The following is an 18,534-nucleotide window of genomic DNA, read 5'->3' on the forward strand; positions in this document are numbered from 1 at the left end:
TGAAATTAGGGGTTTAATTTATGCTAAATGTAGTTGAGGAAATTAAATCCATATTCGCCGATCATGATGATTTTTTCATTCAGGAAGAACAATTTGATCAAACAGCCATTTTCCTTATGGGATTTAATTCGCTGATAGATTTCACTGATACAAATTTATATATTCGACAAATGGCGAATAACTCATCTTCAGTTAATGAACTATTCACCAACCTTAGTGATCTGCTTGATGTTGAATTAGAACAAATACCCAAAGCTATTGTAGAAGGCAAATTAGTACTCGTATCAGCAAGCAATCGCAATGCCGTAGTGGAACCAATTTACCGCAACCTATGTCGAAGTATTGATCAGCCCAAGAATGAAAGCACCGTTTTTGGTCCTTTGGATGCCTTTGTTGAGAATCTTGATACTAACTTAGGGTTGCTTCGAAAGTGGTTGAGCACAGATCGTTTGTGTCATAGTTCTTATCAAGTTGGAGAACTTGGTAAGCGAAGGATTTCTATGCTGTACATTAAAGGAAAAGCTCCAAGTGCTCTTATTGAAAAAGTTGACCAGCAGTTAAAACAAATTGAAACAGATATTGATACAATTGATGACCTCAATAAGCATTTTGGACAACGTAAATTTAACCCTGTCAGCTATCTATTCTCAACTGAAATTCCGAATCAAGCTATCGATTCATTAAAAAAGAACAGAATTGTACTATTTCTAGACAATTATCCCTACGCGCTTGTTTTTCCTCATCTTTTTTTGGATATGTTGAGTACGGTAAACGACCGCAATTTCCCTTATGGCTTGTCATTAATGATTCGAATTCTAAGAGGACTAGGCGCCTTAGCTACACTGGTACTTCCCGCTTTATATGTTGCCTTAACTTCTGTTAATCCTGATGTCTTAAAAATCGATCTCGCCTTGTTTATCTCAGAAAGTAGAGAAGGTATTCCATTAACACCCATAATTGAAACCCTTACAATGGTCGTAATCGTCGATTTAATCATTGAAGCGATTGTGAGACTCCCGAAAAGCGTAGGTCCTGCGATTACTATGGTTGGAGGAATCATACTTGGCCAGGCGATGGTTGAAGCGAAATTAGTCAGTAATTTATTAGTTATCGTGATTACTGCGATGCTAATTGCAAGTTCAACCGTAGTTGGCGTGCAAAATTCCTTGTACATTCGTGCTTTAAAGTATCCCATTTTAGTTTTGGCATCTATATACGGAATTTTTGGTTTATTTGCTGGTTTAACTTTTGTTTGCATCTATTTGACGAGTTTAACGTCATGCGATATACCGTATGTGACATTTCGCATAGAAGGAAAGGGCGACACGAAGTGACTTCAAGGTTACAGCTTGGATTGGTTTTAATTATCATGCATATGGGATTCGGCTATTTGCAGTATCCTAGTCTCATATATAAGTTGACAAAAACCGGCCATTGGGGAGTGATTCTTTGTTACGGATTCTTACAACTGATCTTAATGATGATCTACAAGAAAGGGTTAGATTATTTTCCCAAAAAAGATATGATTGATATTTATTTGAAAATGGGCAGATGGGTTGCTTTCATTATTCTAATCCCCTATGTACTCAATGTGACTGCTCTGGCTGCGATGAGTTTTCGCCACCATGCGGAAGTCATTGGGGCGATTTTTTTAATTCGGACACCTATTTGGGCTATCATGTTTCTTCTCCTCTTCATTTCAACGTATACAGCTATAAAAGGTTTAGGTACCATATTACGTTCTTCCGTTTTCATTTTCTTCATCGTTAATGTTATGGTGATTTTTGTTATTTCTTCTTCGATTGTAAATTTTGATTATAGGAACGCTTTGCCGATTTTGCCGCCAAATCTTAATTTTGTAACGAATATAAATTTTCTCTATCTGATGGGATTCTCGTCTATATTTTTAGGATTTGTGCCTCCGGAAACCAATCTGACATTCGGCCAACTTTTTGGGGTATGGGCATATGTGGTTGGCTTCTATCTAGCTGTTGTATATATTCCGCTCTTTATTTTTGGGCAAGAAACAGTAGATACATTTCTATTCCCTGCCAAGGAAGCGGCGGATTCCGTTGATATGAATTGGTTTGTGTTTAACCAGCAAACCATGTTTTTCGGTCTGTCCATGGTCGGTTTCACAATTATTTTAAATGCCGTGCTACTGTGGATGATTGGTCAAGTCACCAAGAAATTGTTCAGTTGGAAAAGAAGCAGGGCTTCTTATTGGATTTGCGCCTTTTCCCTTATTGCATTAATATTCGCTATATCCGTTCCGAATATGGTCTGGGTTGATAAAATCGCTTTATGGAGTGCAGGTGCTAATGTTTTTTCTATCGTTGTTTTTCCAATTACCATTTTAATCTATGGTGTCTTAGCCGGTAGGGGTAGGTTGGGTTATGAAAAAAAATAATCTTTTTAAAAGTGTTGTTGTTCTTATGGCTTTAACACTTCTCTCCGGCTGTTGGGATATTAAAGAAATAGATAAGCGTGACATTCCTTTAATCATCGGGATTCACAAAGAAAACGATGACAACTACAAAGTGACCTTGTATATTCCAGTAACGGAAAAAGGCAGCAAATTGTCAAGGACAGTAACCCAAAATGGTGCAAACGTTTCAAGTGTTCTGGAACAACTAAAAACAAATTCGGAAGATGCCTTGTACTATAAACAAGTACGATTAATTATCATCCAAAGCAATTTGGCAGATGAAAAAGAAGATATAAGTGAAGTCATTAAGTTTTTAATGAAATCTAAGGAATTACCATCTATAGCGTTGCTAGCCATTACAGATGAAGATATCGAGAAAATGTTTTCATCTATTAATGATAAACTTGATGCTCATGCAACCTCTATCATTGACTATTTTTATAAAGGGACGGATTGGGCACCGGAAATCTCGACCACCCGCATTTGGGAAGTTTATCGGAGTTTGTTTTCATATACAAATGATATAGCCATACCGGTTGTAAATTCCGGAAAAGATACTTTATTAAGATTTGAAGGTTCCGCCGTATTGAAAAACGGGAGAATAATGGAACAAATTAGCCCAAGTGAAAATCAACTTGTTAATGCGTTACAGAAGAAACATGGTGAAGGAAAGGTTGAGAATCTGGGCTACGCGAGCATTATGATAAAAGAAAGCTCATTACAAATTAAACCGTCAAAGAAAACGGAAGAGCTTATGGTGACGAGCGATTTATCTTTAAAAATAGACGTTTTAGAAAAAAAAGCAGGGGTCACGAATGATCAAATACAAAGGGGACTTGAGAAACTGATCGAAAAGCGATTTTACGATTTGTTCGAACAAGCCCAAAAAATTAAAACGGATATTTACGGATTTGGCCAATATTTCCGTAATCAAATTCCTTATAATGACTTAATAAACTGGAGGGAAGACTATTATCCGAATTTAAAAGTAAATTTTCAGGTACATGTAAAAATGGAATGAGTGATAGCGGCAATCAATGAGATATGGTTGTTCAATCAACTCCGATCCCGAGCACAAAGTAAATAGTCACAGTCAAATCCCCCTAAATGGCAGTTTTTTCTTTATCTTCTTATTTAGCAAAAAATATTTTGCAACAATAGTTATCTGAGTATCGTCTAGATACTGTAAGTACTTAAACACTTAAACATTTAAGAGAGAAGGCAAATTATGAAGAGTTATAGTAAAAAAGCAGCGGCATATCCAATGTTAATTGCGAGTATGCTTATGTTCACGGCATGTACATCAACTGAAAAACCAGCTGCGAGCGCGGCTCCTCCAATAGCCAGCACTACACCTACATCTAGTCCATCAATTGAACCTACATCAACACCTTTAACTGCACCAAGCGCAACTCCGACATCAACACCTAGCGGCAGCGTAAATGTAAAACCAGTATCGTCAGAAACAACGACCGTTACTAAGCAAATTAAAGATATGCTTGAATTAGCAAAGGTAGGCAAGGTGGCTGGCATTGAGTTTGCTGCAGAAACAAAACTCATCGATGATGTGGAGAAAGCTTGGGGGAAAGCAGATAGCACAGAAGCGGTGGGAGTTGGTATATATGCGACTTACTCCAAGAAAAATGCCGTCATTGGCTTCAATAAGGGCGGTCAAATCATCGATATTCGTTCCAGTGATTCAAAGCTGCAAACACTAACTTTGAAACAAATTGAACAAGCGCTTGGAAAGCCTGCGGATACGAAGGTAAACGGGGATGACACGATTTATATTTACAAAGCATCCGATGTGTTTCAACTGAAATTTATTATTCCTAAATCAAGCGGAAAAGTAGATCACATTTCTGTATTTGATACCAAGCACTCTGTCAATAATATGGCTGGTTAAATAAAAAAATCAAAGGGGCTCGCCCCTTTGATTTTTTTTTTGAGCCATCGATATTCATTAAGCGCGTACGCGAACGACCTTTTCTACGATCAATTTATGACCCAAAATGCCGCCGACGCGGACGAGCCCAGTCGTTCTGCCTGAGATGATATGGCGGTGACCTTGTGCTATGGCTGTTTGGATCCGAAAGCGATGAAAATGGTTGATACCCGTGCCAATCGCAAGTCCGGTAATGCCCGAATACCGGTGACGGTGGCCATCCGCCATCGCAGTCGTTCCCGAAAAGGTATGACGGTGACTGCCATCGTCTCGAATAAACATGCCTGTAAAATTGTTGAAAGCATGGCGGTGGCCATCATTGACTGAAGTGTTGCCCGACATGCGGTGACGCAGCGCTTGCGAAATGTAGGCTTTTGAAATTTTCATTGGATTTATCCTTTCATTACGGAGATAGTATAGTTTACGTTTTAAACTCCGCATCGCCACGGCACAAATGATGAAAACAGTTTGGATTTTGCCGATACAAGGCACTCCCATACATTTGTAATGGGATTTTGGACATCATAAGATCAAAGTTTACCTATACATGAAGAAATCGGAAATAGAGGTGTCTTCCTTGATAAAGTTCAACAACGTTGTGAAAAAATACAAGGATGGTGCTACGGCGCTGAATGGGATCAATTTGGAAATAAAGGAGGGAGAGTTAGTCACCTTGATCGGACCGAGCGGATGCGGGAAAACAACGACGATGAAAATGATCAATCGTCTGGTTGAGCCCACCTCGGGCACTATCTTGGTTGACGGGCAAGACATTTCGAAGATAAATCCGATCGAGCTCCGTAGAAATATCGGGTATGTTATTCAACATATCGGCCTCTTTCCGCATATGAGAATCAAGGATAACGTTGAAATCGTACCGAGATTGAAGAAAATGGATAAGGGTGTCTATGAACGAAGAACTGACGAATTAATGGATATGGTCGGGCTCGACCCGAACTTTTACAAGAACCGTTATCCGGCGGAGTTAAGCGGGGGGCAGCAGCAAAGAATCGGCGTCATCCGCGCAATGGCTGCGGAGCCTTCCATTATTTTGATGGATGAGCCGTTCAGTGCGCTTGATCCGATCAGCAGAGAGCAGCTTCAAGATGAACTGATCCGGCTGCAGGAGGAAGTAAGGAAGACGATTGTCTTCGTCTCCCACGATATGGACGAGGCGCTGAAGATCGCTGACCGGATCGTACTTATGCAAAGCGGGGAGATCGTCCAGGCGGATACGCCAGAACGCCTCATCAGGCGCCCCCGTAACGATTTCGTCCGTACCTTTATCGGCGAAGAGCGCTTAAGCCACTCAGAGAAGCTGACAGTCGAAGACGTCATGCTGCCCAATCCCGTGACGGTCTATCTAACGAGAGGATTGGCATTTGCAGCGAAGCTGATGAGACAGCACCGCGTAAACGGGCTGCTTGTGATTGATAAGAACCGGGTTCTAAAAGGCATTGTCTCGAAAGAGATATTGGAGGAACAGTTTCTACAAGAGGATCTTATCCTTGAGGATATTATGAAATCCGAAACGCCCTCCGCTCCCCTCGGCACTGGCGTCGCAGAAGCCGTGGAGATCATGAAGCTGCACAGTATTAACAGCCTGCCGATCGTTAATGGACAAGGACAAGTTGCAGGGTTGGTCACGAATTCAAGTTTAATTAATGCTTTGTTGAAACAACTCTGATGCGGAGGTAGCTATGAATCTCTGGGAAGTATTTTTAAACCGAAAAGAAGATATCTTACGCGCCACGTTGGAACATATACAGATTTCTCTAATTGCTTTGATCATTGCGATCGTAATCTCGATTCCCACCGGTCTGTTATTGACCCGGTTGCCTAGATTGGCCGCACCTGTCATTGGGGTAGCCTCCCTGTTCCAGACGATCCCTAGCTTGGCCTTGTTAGGTTTCATGATTCCCTTACTCGGGATCGGTTTTACTCCGGCCATCGTAGCCTTGACGGTGTACGCTCTTTTGCCGATACTCAGGAACACATATACGGGAATTATGAATGTAGAAAAGCCTATCAAGGAAGCTGGAATCGGCATGGGCATGACGAGCATGCAGGTGATGTGGAAGGTGGAGCTGCCACTTGCACTTAACGTCATTATGGCCGGCATCCGAACAGCGACAGTCATGATTATTGGTGTCGCCACGCTCGCATCGCTGATTGGGGCTGGTGGATTAGGTGATTTGATTTTTCGCGGGATCTCCACTGTCAATTCAGAACTAATTTTGGCAGGCACGATTCCGGCCGCGCTTATGGCGCTACTGTTCGATTACTTCTTAGGCCGGATGGAGAAGGCATTGACTCCTCGCGGACTCCGGAAAAAAACACGGAGACCGAAGTTGATCAAAGGCTTGGAAATCGCGCTCGGCACGGTGTTGGTTTTGGCATTGGCAGCCGATTTAGTATCGCGTTTAGGGCAGTCAAACGGCGCTAGTACCGTAGTCGTAGGCGGCAAAAACTTCACGGAACAAGATATCCTGGTCCATATGATGGCTTCTCTGATTGAAGCGAAGACGGATTTAAAAGCAGTTCGCAAAACGTACTTAGGAGGCTCGGAAGTAACTCACAGCGCGCTTATTGGTGGCGATATCGATGTGTATCCGGAATACACCGGAACAGGATGGACGGCTGTGCTTAAGGAACAACCGATCGGTGGAAATCCCGAACTAACCTACCAAAAAGTAAAGGAAGCTTACGAGCAACAATTCAATGTCACTTGGCTGCAGCCATTCGGTTTCAATAACACGTATACGTTGGCAATGAGGAGCGACAAGGCTCAGCAGCTCGGCATCACTTCTTTCTCGGAATTATCGAAACAGGCGCCTAGTCTGGTTCTTGGAGCCACGCACGAGTTTCTGGAAAGGCCAGACGGGTACAAAGGCCTGCAAACTACATACCAATTAAACTTCAAGGAGACGAAGGGTCTGGATCCAGGCATTACTTATGCTGCCGTAAGAGACGGGAAGGTCGACGTGAATGACGCCTACTCCACAGACGGACGCATTCCCGCTTTTCATCTTTCGGTGCTCACAGACGACAAACAGTTTTTCCCACCCTATTATGCCGCTCCTATAATTCGCATGGACGCTTTAAAGGCTCATCCGGAGCTAGAGCAGACTCTTAATCTACTCGCCGGCAAACTCAATGAGAAAGTAATGTCCGAATTAAACGCCAAGGTGGATCTTGAAGGACTCCAGGCTCGGGATGTGGCGGAAACTTGGCTGAAATCTGCTGGACTACTGCAGTAAAGTGTCGAATGGCGACCTAGGAGCAGGTCTCCTCAATAAGAACGTGTGTCAAGAAATCAAAGAAAGAGTGTTCTCGAGGGACGGGGGTACTCTTTTTTTGTTATAATTATTCATATCCTATACTTCAAAGGAGGAATCATGGATGCAGGATTTAAAGTCATTTAATCCCCAAGCTTTATTTGGACATATATATCTAAATGCTCCGATTGGGATCGCTTTAATCTCTATGGACCGAAAGTGGATGCATGTTAACCCGGCAGTTTGCAGAATTTTTGGTTATTCCGAAGAAGAACTCATGAACTTTACACTAGAAGATCTCCGACATCCAGATGATAAAATTAGCACTAGGATTTTAATAGCAGAATTATTAGAAGGGCTCATTCCTTCATTTGAATTAGAAAATCGGTACTTTAGTAAAAATGGCAGTATCATTTGGACCTCCGTGCATGTTTCATTAGTTCGTGATGATCATGACGGGAAGCCCTTGTATTTTATTGCCCAATTTATCGATGTGACCAAGAACAAGCTAGCAGAGCTAAAGTTGCAGGAGAGTATCGAACGGTATACGTCTTTAAAGAAATACAACCACGATGCCATTATTTCTTTTGGTTTGGACGGCATTATTATGAATGGCAATATTGTGGTACAGCAGATGACCGGATATCTGATTGAAGAGTTAATCGGCAATGGAATGTCCAGATTAATTGGCGAGAACAATTCAACGAATTTGCTTTTGGCTTTAAACAATCATGCAGATATCGAAAAAGTTGAAAAAGACATCACGCTCATTCAACACAAGGATGGACATTCCGTTGAAGTGCTGGTAACGCTGGCTCCAATCATCATCCAGACTCAGACTATGGGCTTTTACATCATAGCGAAAGACATGACGGAACAAAAGAAGTTGATCATTGAGAAAGAAGCCGCTGAAAAGACGAATAAGGCTAAAAGCGAGTTTTTAGCTATGATGAGTCATGAAATCCGGACGCCTATGAACGGAGTTATCGGTATGACGGATGTGCTCTTAGAGACGAAATTGGATGAAGAGCAGATTGAATATGTACAAATTATTAAAAAGAGTGGCGACACGCTGCTCACGATTATCAACGATATTCTGGACTTCTCCAAAATTGAATCTGGCAAGACTGACTTATTGGAAGAACCTTTGAATGTGAGGATTATTTTATCAGAAACGATGTATATGGTGATGCCTAAGGCTCTTGAGAAAAATCTGGAGATCACGACATCCGTCTGTCCTAAGGTTCCTAATTGGGTTCATGGAGATATTACTAAGTTAAGACAAGTTCTGATGAATTTACTCAGCAATGCCATAAAGTTCACGCCTAATGGAGCGATTTCGATCAGCGTCGAAACGGTGTCGCAGGAACTGGATTCGGTGCGCCTTCAATTTGCAATCCGTGATACAGGTATCGGTGTACCCAAAGATCAGGTAGGTCATTTATTTGATCCCTTTTATCAAGTAGATCATTTTATGACTCGGAAAACAGAGGGTACAGGTTTAGGATTAGCTATTTGTAAAAAGCTTGTTGAGCTCATGGATGGTCAAATCTGGCATGAAGCTTCCAAGGATCAGACTGGATCAACGTTCTTGTTCACAGCCAACTTTCGGGTCCCATTGAATCATTCAGACTCATTGCAATATGACTTGAGGAGCGAAGAAGATGACATTGCCGAAAATTCAACGGAACAATCCTTAAAAATTCTAATAGCAGAAGACAATGAAGTGAATCAACATGTGTTAAAGAAAATGTTAGAGAAGCTCGGACACAAAGCGACCCTAGTACATAATGGAGAAGAAGCCGTAGAAGCTGTCAAGCGTTATCCTTACGATATTATCTTTATGGATATTCAAATGCCTTGGATGGATGGATTAACGGCAACGAAGTTAATCCATGAACAGAATAAAGGTAAGAAAAGACCGTGTATTGTGGCAGTGACAGCTAATGCAATTAAAGGCGATAGTGAGAAATATCTATCTGAAGGTATGGATGCTTACATCAGCAAGCCGATCAGCATCAGCGCGATATCAAATATCATTGAAAGATTTGAAAAAGCGCGAAAGTGTACGCCATACAGGTAAATGGATCTGGTTAATACGTCCAAGCAATTGAACTAATAGGTTCGTACTCTATAAAGTCGTTACAACTTTTCACAAGAGGAGGATCTCTTTATGGGTTACGGAGCTTTGACATCTACTGGAAACTGTGGTGGAGGGTATACTTCGTCTGCAATCATCCTTGTTCTTTTCATCTTACTGGTTATCATTCTAACTTCAGTCAGCTTGTAAGGTCTTACAACTTATTGCATTTGTATGATTAAGAGGAGGATATGAACTATGGGGTATACAGCAGGTAGTACGAGCGCAGCTGCAATTTTGGTTCTTTTCATTTTATTGGTTATTGTTACGATGACATTTGTATGGTAATTGGCAAAAATGGAGCAAAACAAAAGCCCGAGGGTAAGTACCCTCAGGCTTTTTTGCCTTTTAACTTATAGCATGGTATTAATTTTTCTTTTTATCTTTTCTGCTACTTTGATTTGGTTTGTTGTCATCTTGTTGTTTAACATGCTTTTCTTGTTGGTTGTTTTGAGTATTTGTCATGCAGGATCCCACCCCTCAGAGTAATTTTGAACAACAATATTCTGCCTATCTTTGGAGTGAATTAATCATCCATTTAATGCCAAATTCGGCTGTCTATACACCTGCAAGCTTCTTACGGTCAGGCGTAAGCGGAGGCTCTTCTAAAGTATGCTTATCTGTTGGTAGAGACTCTCAGCTTTTGCTGTGGGTCTCTTAACTATGAGGAAGATAGGAACGAGATCAGAGAAATTCCACTAGTTTCCACCTGCAAGTGATGGATGCGTACATGGCTGTTTGAAAATAAAATGTATTATTTAGTATTTTTTTGGAGGTGGCTTATGTCAAACAAAGATAAGAACAAAGAAAAAAATAAAGATAGATGTTGCTCCTGTCCTCCAGGACCCGCGGGACCTCGAGGGCCTCGAGGACCAGCAGGACCACAAGGTCCCCCTGGTTGGTCGTTTACTCCTGGTTGTAATACGCAATCTATAGGTCCGTGTTCATTGGCTGAGGGTTCTTGCACGAAATCTATTGGTTTCGCTTCTCATGCTGAGGGATATAAAACAGTTGCGAATGGCGTAGCTTCGCACACAGAGGGGACGAAAACAAATACAACGCTAACTGGCTTATATGCGCATGCGGAAGGTGAAGGGAATACAGCGAGCGGAAGGGCCGCGCATGTTGAAGGAGGGGGCGTGGATTCTGTTGGCAGACCTTTCCCTAATCTAGCTAGCGGAAATTCTTCCCATGCCGAAGGTCTTGGAACTATAGCAAGTGGTCTGGCTGCACACGCGGAAGGTGTAGTTGTCACTGCAAGCGGGGATGGTTCCCATGCTGAAGGTGTGGAGTCAATTGCAAGTGGTTTCGCAGGTCATGCGGAAGGACAAATTGCAAGAGCAATTGGCGACGCTTCCCATGCGGAAGGGTTTAATACAACAGCCAGCGGATTAGCTTCGCATGCGGAAGGACGGTTGACTACGGCCAGTGGAAGGATATCGCATGCAGAAGGGTTTACCACAACAGCGAGTGGAATTGCCTCACATGCTGAAGGTCAAGGCACAACAGCGAGTGGAGTGGCTTCCCATGCCGAAGGAGAAGGAACTACTGCAAGTGGAGAGGCTTCGCATGCAGAAGGAAGTTCTTCGATCGCGAGCGGTGTTGCGTCACATGCCGAAGGAAATGGCACGCAAGCAAGTGGACCTGTCTCGCATGCAGAAGGTGCCGGTACGATCGCAAGCGGGCTAAATTCCCATGCAGAGGGGATTTTAACAACGGCCAGCGGAACTGGTTCCCATGCAGAAGGGATTCAGACAAGTACCAATGGACATGTAGGTGCCCATATTATGGGAACAACCGGAAAAGCGGACACCGATTTCTCCTGGTTTTTAGCCAATGGTCTCAATAATGATGGTACAGGAAACAATCTGGCGGCAAAAATCATTGGTTCAGGCACTAATAATGGGAAGGGTTTTGCGGATGTCGGTTGGTTTGGAGGCGGCGCAGACTTCGCAGAGATGTTTGAAACCATTGATGGCCAGCCTATAGATGCCGGTTACATGGTGACTTTGGATGGAGATGGTGATCGAATACGAAAAGCGAAATCGAATGATGATTATCTGTTGGGTATAACGAGTGCAAACCCTTCTTTCTTGGCCAATAGCGGGGAATTGAGATGGAAGGACAAATTTAAGACGGATGAATGGGGCAGGGTGCTGCTGCAGGATGTTCTCATACCTGCAGTGATCGATCAAGAAGGGAGAATAATCGTTCCCGAACGGAGGGAATCCCGTCCAATTATTAATCCCGAGTATGATTCTGCGCAAGATTACGCGGCAAGGTCGAAGAGGCTGGAATGGGTCGCTGTAGGTCTATTAGGCCAAATTCTTGTTCGAGACGACGGGACATGCCATCCTAAGGGATTTTGTAAGCCTAATGATCAAGGGATTGCTACCACTTCAAACACAGGATATCGGGTTATGAAACGTACAGGGCCGAATCAGATATTGGTTTTGGTTCAACCTGTTCAGTTGGGTGAAGTGTGATGATTTTTCAAAATGGATTTAAAGATTCCTAAGCTGTGGACAAGGTGCTGCAGCTTTTTTGATTTATTTATATGTAATTTTCATATTTGATTTGCAACCAGTGCTCGTGTGGCAGTGAAAGTCGGCCGAGAGCGCGTAAAAGACCGTCTCAACGCGTCAAAAGTAGCTAGATTTGGCTGAGAGCGCTGATTAGGCCGTCTCGGTGGAAAGAAAGTGCCCATGTGGCAGTAAAAGGAAGCTGAGAGTGCGCAAAAGACCGTCTCACCGTGTGAAAAGCAGCAGGATGTTAGTTGAGAGTGTCGTTTAGGCCGTCTCGGGAGTAGAAAAGGTCGTGTGGCCATCGTGATGCAGGACATGATCAGCCAGATGCAGTCGATTCACATCGCCGTTAACGAATCGTCGGAGAGCGTCCAACAGTTGCAGGAAAAGACGGCTTGCATTGAGCAAGTCACGGCAACGGCCGAACAGATTTCCAAGATGGCCTTCGAGTTCAGAACGACCATGCAAAAGTTCTGATATGAATAAGAATCAGGAAAAATACCCCAGAGCATCTTAATAATCTAGAAGACGTCCATGATCATGCCATTGACCATAAATTTCGTTTTCTCTCGTGTTTGCTATGAATTTGTCTAACCTGCTCTTAAATAGCTCTGGCTGATTCTTATTGCTTTGTATCGTGTCGATCCGAACTCTTTTATATAGATCAGGAAATGACATGAAATTATCATATGTTTGCTGTTCCTCTTGTAGTTTTTGTTCTATAACTCTATCTATTCTAAAAGAATTGTAGTCCATATCAGGAAGAACCATTCTTCCTTCGTCACTCATTAACCCCAACTTTTCGAGGCGGCGGACTCGTTCTTTGTTTAATTCAGTCCATGAGCTTTTTTTGCTTCTAGGAGATAGTCTTTGAGCCATCTCAGTTTCAGATATTTTCTTTTTGACGCCATCGATCCATCCAAAGCACAAAGCTTCCTCGACCGCGTCCAAATATAACAACGTATCAGGGAGTGAAGTCATACTAACCAAGACCCAGCAAGATTTCTTAGTCTTAGAATTATCTTGAAGCCAAATCCTCAAATTTTTTCTCGATTTTGCTGGAATTAGATTTTCAATTTCCATCATTGAAATAGTGCCTCCATAGTAAAACCTCTTTTTAGTTATAAATGTAGTATAATTCATAAAAGCTGACAGCAGTATGTCATCATTTATGATTGATGGAGATATATTCTAAAAAATGTACACTACGATGAGAGATATATTCCGATGGGTTTTATAACGATTACGAAGGAGCTTGCATAAGGCAACTCCTGTTTTGGTTTATTAAGTAATCATGCGACGAAAGAAATTTTCATATAGTAGGTGATGAAAGACTAATTTTATCAGTAGATAGTAAGGAGGACTGTATTTGAGAAACATACTTAACTTACTGGTTACGCTTCTTGTTTTTTGGTGTGGGAGCCATTACTTCAATTCGTATATATCCATATCAGATACAAAAACATTGATACTTGCAACAGTGCTTATGTTTGTTATCAGTTTGATTTACGGTTTATTATTAGCAGTTTCAATGATTTCCATCGTCATTGGAATTGGTTGTTTAACTACTCCGCTGTTAATTGCAGCTTCACTTGTACTGACACCAATAAAGTTATGGCTGCTTGATAAGTATTTACCGGGATTTGAAATTCATGGATTTTGGACATATGTGATTCTTACCATTATCCTGAGTATTTTTACTGTAAAAGTAACAGGCAAAAAGGTATGAAGCGTTAAGTGTCTAGCAGGCTGAATAACGTGGTTAACCTAAAATATGATAAGAATATCAGTAAAAAGAAGCAAAGCAGAGTACTCTCTGCCTTGCTTTTTTTGTTTTATTCCTTCAGTCTTTCCAGCTCAGAAGGGGAAGGAGCCTGCCCAGCTGCGGTTCCTCATTTTGTTCATTCAAGTAGCTGGCTTAACGAGCAGGAAACTGACGAATGATATTGAATTAACTCCAGAAGGACAAAGAAAAAGCATAAATGAAAATTAGAAATAAAGGGAGCAGAAAAGGGGAGTGTATATGATCAAAAAAAATATTGTACTAACAGGTTTTGGCACCGTAGGCAGAGAATTTATTCGTCTTCTAAGAGAGAAATCAGAAATTATTAAAGAAAAATACAATCTTGACTTAAGGTTAGTAGCGTTAGGAGGACGGGATGGTTTTATTAGTTCGGAGGAAGGGTTGAACATCCATGTGCTGTCTGAGGCCGAGCTAGGCTCCAGATCGTTATCGGATTATGCTCAGAATTTTGGCATACCGCTAACGAACAGTTATGTTAATGCGGATGTATTGGTAGAAGCTACTCCTACGGATGTAGAAAGTGGCGAGCCGGGGCTTACCAACATTTTAACAGCATTCAGTAAACGAATAGATGTTGTAGCCATTTCCAAAGGTGCGCTTGTTGCACGTTATGATACCGTTTTCGAGGTGGCAAAAGCCAACAATGTAAGGATTAAATATAGTGCAGCAACTGCAGCAGCATTACCAACAAAGGATATTGGTGAGATTAGTTTAGCAGGAAGCGAAATTGTTGGAATTGAAGGGATCCTTAACGGGACGACAAATTATATTTTAAGCCGTATGCATGAAGAAGGACTTTCTTTTGAAGAGGCATTACGGTCTGCTCAGCAGAAAGGCGTAGCGGAAACAAATTCGGATTTGGATGTAAAAGGGATAGATAGCGCTTGTAAAATTCTTTTATTATCTAATGATTTACTTGGTACTCGTTACTCACTTGAGGATCTGTCGATACAGGGGATTGACCGTATTACAAAAGAGCAAATAGCCGAATCTAAACGGAGGGGGACGAAATTTAAGCTCCTTGCCAAAGCATATAAACAGGATGGGAAAGTCCAAATCATCATCGCTCCTACAGAAATCGGCCCTGGGCATATGTTGTCAGCTGTTGACGGCACTAATAAAGGTATCATTTTTCATACGGATTCAATGGGGGCTGTTTGTACGATCGGAGGTTCATCCAGTCCTAGAGGGGCGGCTGCAGCTGCATTGAAGGATGTAATAAATTTGTATCGACCAAATATCTGATGATGTTGTTTTAAAAAACATAGTGAAGTTTAAGTAAGTTTTATCGGTTAAATTTACAAGAACATTCAAATACTTGCTTTTTATGGAGGCAAACATGAAGCTACTGGCATACTTTACCCGTACCATATTAGTGCTCGCAACGCTCGGCGCGATACTGCTGCTCGCAGTCGCTTTTCTTTTCAACGATACCGGAGAGTCAGCTATTAGACTGCTTTCGATTTGGGGAGGATATGCGCTTATCGGAATCATCCTAATCATCGTGAACGAGTATTTGCTACGAATTGCAATCGCAAATCGTTCGTTCCGGAGGGGTTACGGCATTTTTTGGGCCTGCGTCACGGTCGTAGGCGGATTAGCTTGGGCGGTATCCGCCTACTTTTGAAAGAGAGCAAGCATGGTAAGATTTCTGCTTAATGGATACTCCGAAGGGAACGATGAAGGTGGATGCTAATCTTTATGTAAGTATCGGTGTCAAGCTCACAGTTGCTTTGATCGGTCTTTTGATCATGACCAGACTGCTGGGAAAAAAAGAGATCTCCCAATTGACCGCCTTTGATTTCGTTTCCTCTTTAATGCTCAGCGAGTTGGTCGGCAATACGATTTATGATGATGAAATTCATCTTAGCCATCTACTTTTCGCTCTGATTATCTGGACACTTCTAGCGCTTGGGTTGGAAAAGTTTATCGCACTATTCCCCAGATTGTCCCGCTATGCCGCGGGAACGCCCGATTTGATTATTCGGGAAGGCGTGGTCGATTTCAAGGCGATGAAGCGCAATAATCTCGATTTCGCCCAATTGGGCATGCTGCTTCGGGAAAATAATATTTTCTCGCTGCGCGAAGTGGCTTATGCCTTGTTCGAGACGAACGGCAGCATCAGCGTGCTGCGCCAGAAGGACCCGGAAGAGATCAGCGGCAATGCCAAAGACCTGCAGGGCAGCGTCAGCCTTCCCGCATATATCATTGAAAACGGGAGCATCAATGAAGATACATTGAAGCGCTTCGGGCGAGACAGGATTTGGGTGGAGCAGCTTCTGCAGCTTAGCGGAATTCCGCATCATGAGCATGTGCTTTTCGCGGAATGGTCAGATTCGAGCGGCCTGTATTATCAGCTTAAGGAAGTAAAGAAAGCAAATGGTTAATTTAATCGGAAGTAAATTCCATTGTAGACAGTAGCTATTTTCTGAAAGGTTTGGTATACATGCTGCATGGACTGTTATATGGGTGATTGGGCTTGTTGTAGTATCAATTTACAGTTTTAGGGTAAGTCACTTGTACAAGAGATTCCGAAATAGAAACCCACTTAAATACTTCTGATATCGCCATACTATTAAACTCGGTTATGAAACAACTTGGTTTTGAGAATCAATATGACAATAAGAAGTATAAACTATGGAAAAAGACAGGGAATTTCATAGATATAGTGATGAAAATTACCTGGTGGAAGTAAGTATGAACAATCACAAGCTTTTTAGAATGGGCATCATTATATGAGGAGAATTTATGCTCACATGGGTGAAAGAAATTTCTATAGAAGAGTTATTCGATCGTGACGTTGAAAACTCAATGTTGGTTCATAGGCCATTTAAAATCGAAAAATTGAACAGTGATAAGTCAATTAGTAATATGACTGTTTTTGCTCAATTTCTTAATGCATCCAGTGTTCTACTACCAGGCAATACATCCGTTCAGCTTAATGTGGTAAACGAAGAGGTCCATAATTTGATTCTGAAGGAACTAGTTCCCCACTATGAGGTTGTAAAAGCTGTTTTCTTTGAAAATTGCTTAGAAACAATCATTATGGAGCAATTAAAAAATGATTCAGAAGAGATGTTTAGATCTATGGAGCAAAGAGGCGAACTGTCTCCTTTAATAAAAGACTTTTATCGAAGTAGCGATAGAAACTTACTTGGGCCTCATAAGATGAGTAGAACATGCAGGTATTTTATTGTGTTGCCTGATAAATTAGAGCCTACGAAATTAATTGGAACAGATTCACTACTCCATTGGGTCGAAGAAGGATATGTACAACGGAATGAACGACTGGCTTTATCGCCAACTGGATGGGTATTTCAAGATGATTTAAGAAACTCAATTGCTGTTCGCTTCTTTGCTTCCTTCAGCTGTAGGTTGTGCCTAGTCGTCGATGCTGATGACATGAAAGTTATTGGTCTTGATATTTTAAAGTAGTGCTTTATTAACATAAGCAATAGTTTAAAAAATGAAAGGGTAGCTCATTTTGAGCTACCAGGCCTTGCTAGGGTCCGGATATATAGGTGATTAATAATTTTAATTGAAAAACGGCATTGAACAGTATTGGGGTGAATTGTTCGGCATATTTGGTCCCATAATTGAGAAATATGGAAAGGAAGCGAGCGGATTGCTCGCCGAGATTGAGCAGTATGCCAAGTTTCCATTCAGTTGATCTATTATTATGATAGAAACTAACGTATTGAACTTGAATCGATAAAGTCCGATAATTAGGTTAACAATTAATGAGGGGGGAAGTTGCCCATGACGAATCTTGTCGCTAATATAAAGATTCCCGATAGTAAACTAGCCGTTGAAGCTGCTGAATTATTGCGTGAGCATAGTGACGACCTTCTGTGGAACCACTCGAACCGGGTATTTCTTTTTGCATCTATGAAGGGTAACTTGAATCAAGTGAAATACGATGCAGAATTGCTTTATATCAGTTCGCTTTTCCACGATATCGGTCTTACTCCCGCATTCCGAAGCACGGACAAACGCTTTGAGGTCGATGGGGCTAATGCTGCCCGTGATTTTCTTAAAAGTCGCGGTGTCCCGGAAGATTCCATTCGGCTTGTATGGGATGCTGTTGCCCTGCATACAACCATCGGAATCGTCGAATATAAGGAAACTGAAGTGGCGCTTATGAATTTTGGCGTCGGTTATGATGTGGTCGGGAAGAACTTCGATCTCCTTTCAGCAGAAGCACGGCAGCTAGTCGTCGAGGCTTTTCCTCGCAACCGCTTCAAACACAACATCTTACATGCCTTCTTGGAAGGCTTCAAACATAAACCGGAAACGACATACGGCACGATTAACGCTGATGTGTGCGAGCTGCTTCTTCCGGGATATAAACGCCCTAACTTTTGCCATCATGTCCTAAATTCCAAATGGGATGAGTAAGAGTAGGATCTGATGA

The 18,534-nt window shown here is 42.0% G+C and carries 21 protein-coding genes; 18 read left to right on the forward strand and 3 right to left on the reverse strand.

Translation table 11 applies throughout. The features are described 5' to 3' along the window. Positions 1 to 20: 20 nt before the first annotated feature. From AC58UW_RS06940 to AC58UW_RS06950, 3 genes are read left to right on the forward strand one after another with little or no spacing between them, the layout of a single operon-like run. Positions 21 to 1,334 (forward strand): spore germination protein, encoded by a 1,314-nt coding sequence (locus AC58UW_RS06940; protein WP_497419941.1) that lies wholly within the window; start codon positions 21 to 23, stop codon positions 1,332 to 1,334. Next, positions 1,280 to 2,410, forward strand: a complete 1,131-nt coding sequence (locus AC58UW_RS06945) for a GerAB/ArcD/ProY family transporter (RefSeq protein WP_497419942.1) — start codon at positions 1,280 to 1,282, stop codon at positions 2,408 to 2,410. Before AC58UW_RS06940 ends, AC58UW_RS06945 begins: the two co-directional genes overlap by 55 nt. Then, positions 2,397 to 3,449, forward strand: coding sequence for a Ger(x)C family spore germination protein (locus tag AC58UW_RS06950; RefSeq protein WP_497419943.1), 1,053 nt, complete (start codon positions 2,397 to 2,399; stop codon positions 3,447 to 3,449). Before AC58UW_RS06945 ends, AC58UW_RS06950 begins: the two co-directional genes overlap by 14 nt. A gap of 215 nt (positions 3,450 to 3,664) precedes the next feature. Here the strand turns inward: AC58UW_RS06950 and AC58UW_RS06955 are convergent, their stop codons facing one another. After that, entirely contained in the window at positions 3,665 to 3,961 is a 297-nt protein-coding gene (locus AC58UW_RS06955) for a hypothetical protein (protein WP_497419944.1), read from the reverse strand. On the opposite strand from AC58UW_RS06955, the gene AC58UW_RS06960 reads away from it, so the two are divergent. Further along, entirely contained in the window at positions 3,951 to 4,334 is a 384-nt protein-coding gene (locus AC58UW_RS06960; protein ID WP_497419945.1) for a YjgB family protein, read from the forward strand. The genes AC58UW_RS06955 and AC58UW_RS06960 overlap by 11 nt on opposite strands. Before the next feature lie 57 nt (positions 4,335 to 4,391). On the opposite strand, the gene AC58UW_RS06965 is transcribed toward AC58UW_RS06960, so the two are convergent. Then, positions 4,392 to 4,760 carry a YmaF family protein gene (locus AC58UW_RS06965; protein WP_497419946.1) on the reverse strand — a complete coding sequence of 123 codons (369 nt, stop codon included), beginning with the start codon at positions 4,758 to 4,760 and terminating at the stop codon, positions 4,392 to 4,394. A gap of 190 nt (positions 4,761 to 4,950) precedes the next feature. Between AC58UW_RS06965 and AC58UW_RS06970 the strand changes: the two genes are divergently transcribed. The 7 genes from AC58UW_RS06970 to AC58UW_RS07000 all read left to right on the forward strand — a co-directional run bounded on the left by AC58UW_RS06970 (position 4,951) and on the right by AC58UW_RS07000 (position 12,793). After that, on the forward strand, positions 4,951 to 6,060 hold the full coding sequence (locus AC58UW_RS06970; RefSeq protein WP_497420007.1) for a betaine/proline/choline family ABC transporter ATP-binding protein: 1,110 nt from the start codon (positions 4,951 to 4,953) through the stop codon (positions 6,058 to 6,060). Between the two features lie 13 nt (positions 6,061 to 6,073). Then, positions 6,074 to 7,633 carry a glycine betaine ABC transporter substrate-binding protein gene (locus AC58UW_RS06975; RefSeq protein WP_497419947.1) on the forward strand — a complete coding sequence of 520 codons (1,560 nt, stop codon included), beginning with the start codon at positions 6,074 to 6,076 and terminating at the stop codon, positions 7,631 to 7,633. A 142-nt stretch (positions 7,634 to 7,775) separates the two neighbouring features. Next, on the forward strand, positions 7,776 to 9,734 hold the full coding sequence (locus AC58UW_RS06980; RefSeq protein ID WP_497419948.1) for a PAS domain S-box protein: 1,959 nt from the start codon (positions 7,776 to 7,778) through the stop codon (positions 9,732 to 9,734). A 90-nt stretch (positions 9,735 to 9,824) separates the two neighbouring features. Further along, positions 9,825 to 9,941 carry a YjcZ family sporulation protein gene (locus AC58UW_RS06985; RefSeq protein WP_497419949.1) on the forward strand — a complete coding sequence of 39 codons (117 nt, stop codon included), beginning with the start codon at positions 9,825 to 9,827 and terminating at the stop codon, positions 9,939 to 9,941. 48 nt (positions 9,942 to 9,989) lie between these two features. Continuing rightward, entirely contained in the window at positions 9,990 to 10,079 is a 90-nt protein-coding gene (locus AC58UW_RS06990; protein WP_497419950.1) for a YjcZ family sporulation protein, read from the forward strand. Between the two features lie 659 nt (positions 10,080 to 10,738). Next, positions 10,739 to 12,277 (forward strand): peptidase G2 autoproteolytic cleavage domain-containing protein, encoded by a 1,539-nt coding sequence (locus tag AC58UW_RS06995; protein WP_497419951.1) that lies wholly within the window; start codon positions 10,739 to 10,741, stop codon positions 12,275 to 12,277. A 333-nt stretch (positions 12,278 to 12,610) separates the two neighbouring features. Further along, entirely contained in the window at positions 12,611 to 12,793 is a 183-nt protein-coding gene (locus AC58UW_RS07000) for a hypothetical protein (protein ID WP_497419952.1), read from the forward strand. Between the two features lie 36 nt (positions 12,794 to 12,829). On the opposite strand, the gene AC58UW_RS07005 is transcribed toward AC58UW_RS07000, so the two are convergent. Beyond that, on the reverse strand, positions 12,830 to 13,399 hold the full coding sequence (locus AC58UW_RS07005) for a YdeI/OmpD-associated family protein (protein ID WP_497420008.1): 570 nt from the start codon (positions 13,397 to 13,399) through the stop codon (positions 12,830 to 12,832). A 286-nt stretch (positions 13,400 to 13,685) separates the two neighbouring features. Here AC58UW_RS07005 and AC58UW_RS07010 point away from each other — a divergent pair, with 286 nt between their 5' ends. The 7 genes from AC58UW_RS07010 to AC58UW_RS07040 all read left to right on the forward strand — a co-directional run bounded on the left by AC58UW_RS07010 (position 13,686) and on the right by AC58UW_RS07040 (position 18,518). After that, a complete protein-coding gene (locus AC58UW_RS07010) occupies positions 13,686 to 14,045 on the forward strand; it encodes a phage holin family protein (RefSeq protein ID WP_497419953.1) in 360 nt (119 codons plus the stop codon). 297 nt (positions 14,046 to 14,342) lie between these two features. Next, positions 14,343 to 15,365: a homoserine dehydrogenase gene (locus AC58UW_RS07015; protein WP_497420009.1), complete on the forward strand. Its 1,023-nt coding sequence runs from the start codon at positions 14,343 to 14,345 to the stop codon at positions 15,363 to 15,365. Positions 15,366 to 15,459: 94 nt separating this feature from the next. Continuing rightward, on the forward strand, positions 15,460 to 15,747 hold the full coding sequence (locus AC58UW_RS07020) for a hypothetical protein (RefSeq protein WP_497419954.1): 288 nt from the start codon (positions 15,460 to 15,462) through the stop codon (positions 15,745 to 15,747). 31 nt (positions 15,748 to 15,778) lie between these two features. Further along, positions 15,779 to 16,507, forward strand: coding sequence for a DUF421 domain-containing protein (locus tag AC58UW_RS07025; RefSeq protein WP_497419955.1), 729 nt, complete (start codon positions 15,779 to 15,781; stop codon positions 16,505 to 16,507). 361 nt (positions 16,508 to 16,868) lie between these two features. After that, positions 16,869 to 17,555: a hypothetical protein gene (locus AC58UW_RS07030; RefSeq protein ID WP_497419956.1), complete on the forward strand. Its 687-nt coding sequence runs from the start codon at positions 16,869 to 16,871 to the stop codon at positions 17,553 to 17,555. A gap of 103 nt (positions 17,556 to 17,658) precedes the next feature. After that, positions 17,659 to 17,790, forward strand: coding sequence for a hypothetical protein (locus tag AC58UW_RS07035; protein WP_497419957.1), 132 nt, complete (start codon positions 17,659 to 17,661; stop codon positions 17,788 to 17,790). An 89-nt stretch (positions 17,791 to 17,879) separates the two neighbouring features. Then, positions 17,880 to 18,518: an HD domain-containing protein gene (locus tag AC58UW_RS07040; RefSeq protein ID WP_497419958.1), complete on the forward strand. Its 639-nt coding sequence runs from the start codon at positions 17,880 to 17,882 to the stop codon at positions 18,516 to 18,518. Positions 18,519 to 18,534 lie beyond the last annotated feature (16 nt).

It is taken from the genome of Paenibacillus sp. J22R160 (genome assembly GCF_059692135.1).

Coding starts and splice junctions, on each gene's coding strand:
- AC58UW_RS06940 (WP_497419941.1), top strand. CDS start 21: ATGCTAAATGTAGTTGAGGAAATTAAATCCATATTCGCCGATCATGAT.
- AC58UW_RS06945 (WP_497419942.1), top strand. CDS start 1,280: ATGCGATATACCGTATGTGACATTTCGCATAGAAGGAAAGGGCGACAC.
- AC58UW_RS06950 (WP_497419943.1), top strand. CDS start 2,397: ATGAAAAAAAATAATCTTTTTAAAAGTGTTGTTGTTCTTATGGCTTTA.
- AC58UW_RS06955 (WP_497419944.1), bottom strand. CDS start 3,961: ATGCCAGCCACCTTGCCTACCTTTGCTAATTCAAGCATATCTTTAATT.
- AC58UW_RS06965 (WP_497419946.1), bottom strand. CDS start 4,760: ATGAAAATTTCAAAAGCCTACATTTCGCAAGCGCTGCGTCACCGCATG.
- AC58UW_RS06975 (WP_497419947.1), top strand. CDS start 6,074: ATGAATCTCTGGGAAGTATTTTTAAACCGAAAAGAAGATATCTTACGC.
- AC58UW_RS06980 (WP_497419948.1), top strand. CDS start 7,776: ATGCAGGATTTAAAGTCATTTAATCCCCAAGCTTTATTTGGACATATA.
- AC58UW_RS06985 (WP_497419949.1), top strand. CDS start 9,825: ATGGGTTACGGAGCTTTGACATCTACTGGAAACTGTGGTGGAGGGTAT.
- AC58UW_RS06990 (WP_497419950.1), top strand. CDS start 9,990: ATGGGGTATACAGCAGGTAGTACGAGCGCAGCTGCAATTTTGGTTCTT.
- AC58UW_RS07005 (WP_497420008.1), bottom strand. CDS start 13,399: ATGGAAATTGAAAATCTAATTCCAGCAAAATCGAGAAAAAATTTGAGG.
- AC58UW_RS07020 (WP_497419954.1), top strand. CDS start 15,460: ATGAAGCTACTGGCATACTTTACCCGTACCATATTAGTGCTCGCAACG.
- AC58UW_RS07025 (WP_497419955.1), top strand. CDS start 15,779: ATGGATACTCCGAAGGGAACGATGAAGGTGGATGCTAATCTTTATGTA.
- AC58UW_RS07030 (WP_497419956.1), top strand. CDS start 16,869: ATGCTCACATGGGTGAAAGAAATTTCTATAGAAGAGTTATTCGATCGT.
- AC58UW_RS07040 (WP_497419958.1), top strand. CDS start 17,880: ATGACGAATCTTGTCGCTAATATAAAGATTCCCGATAGTAAACTAGCC.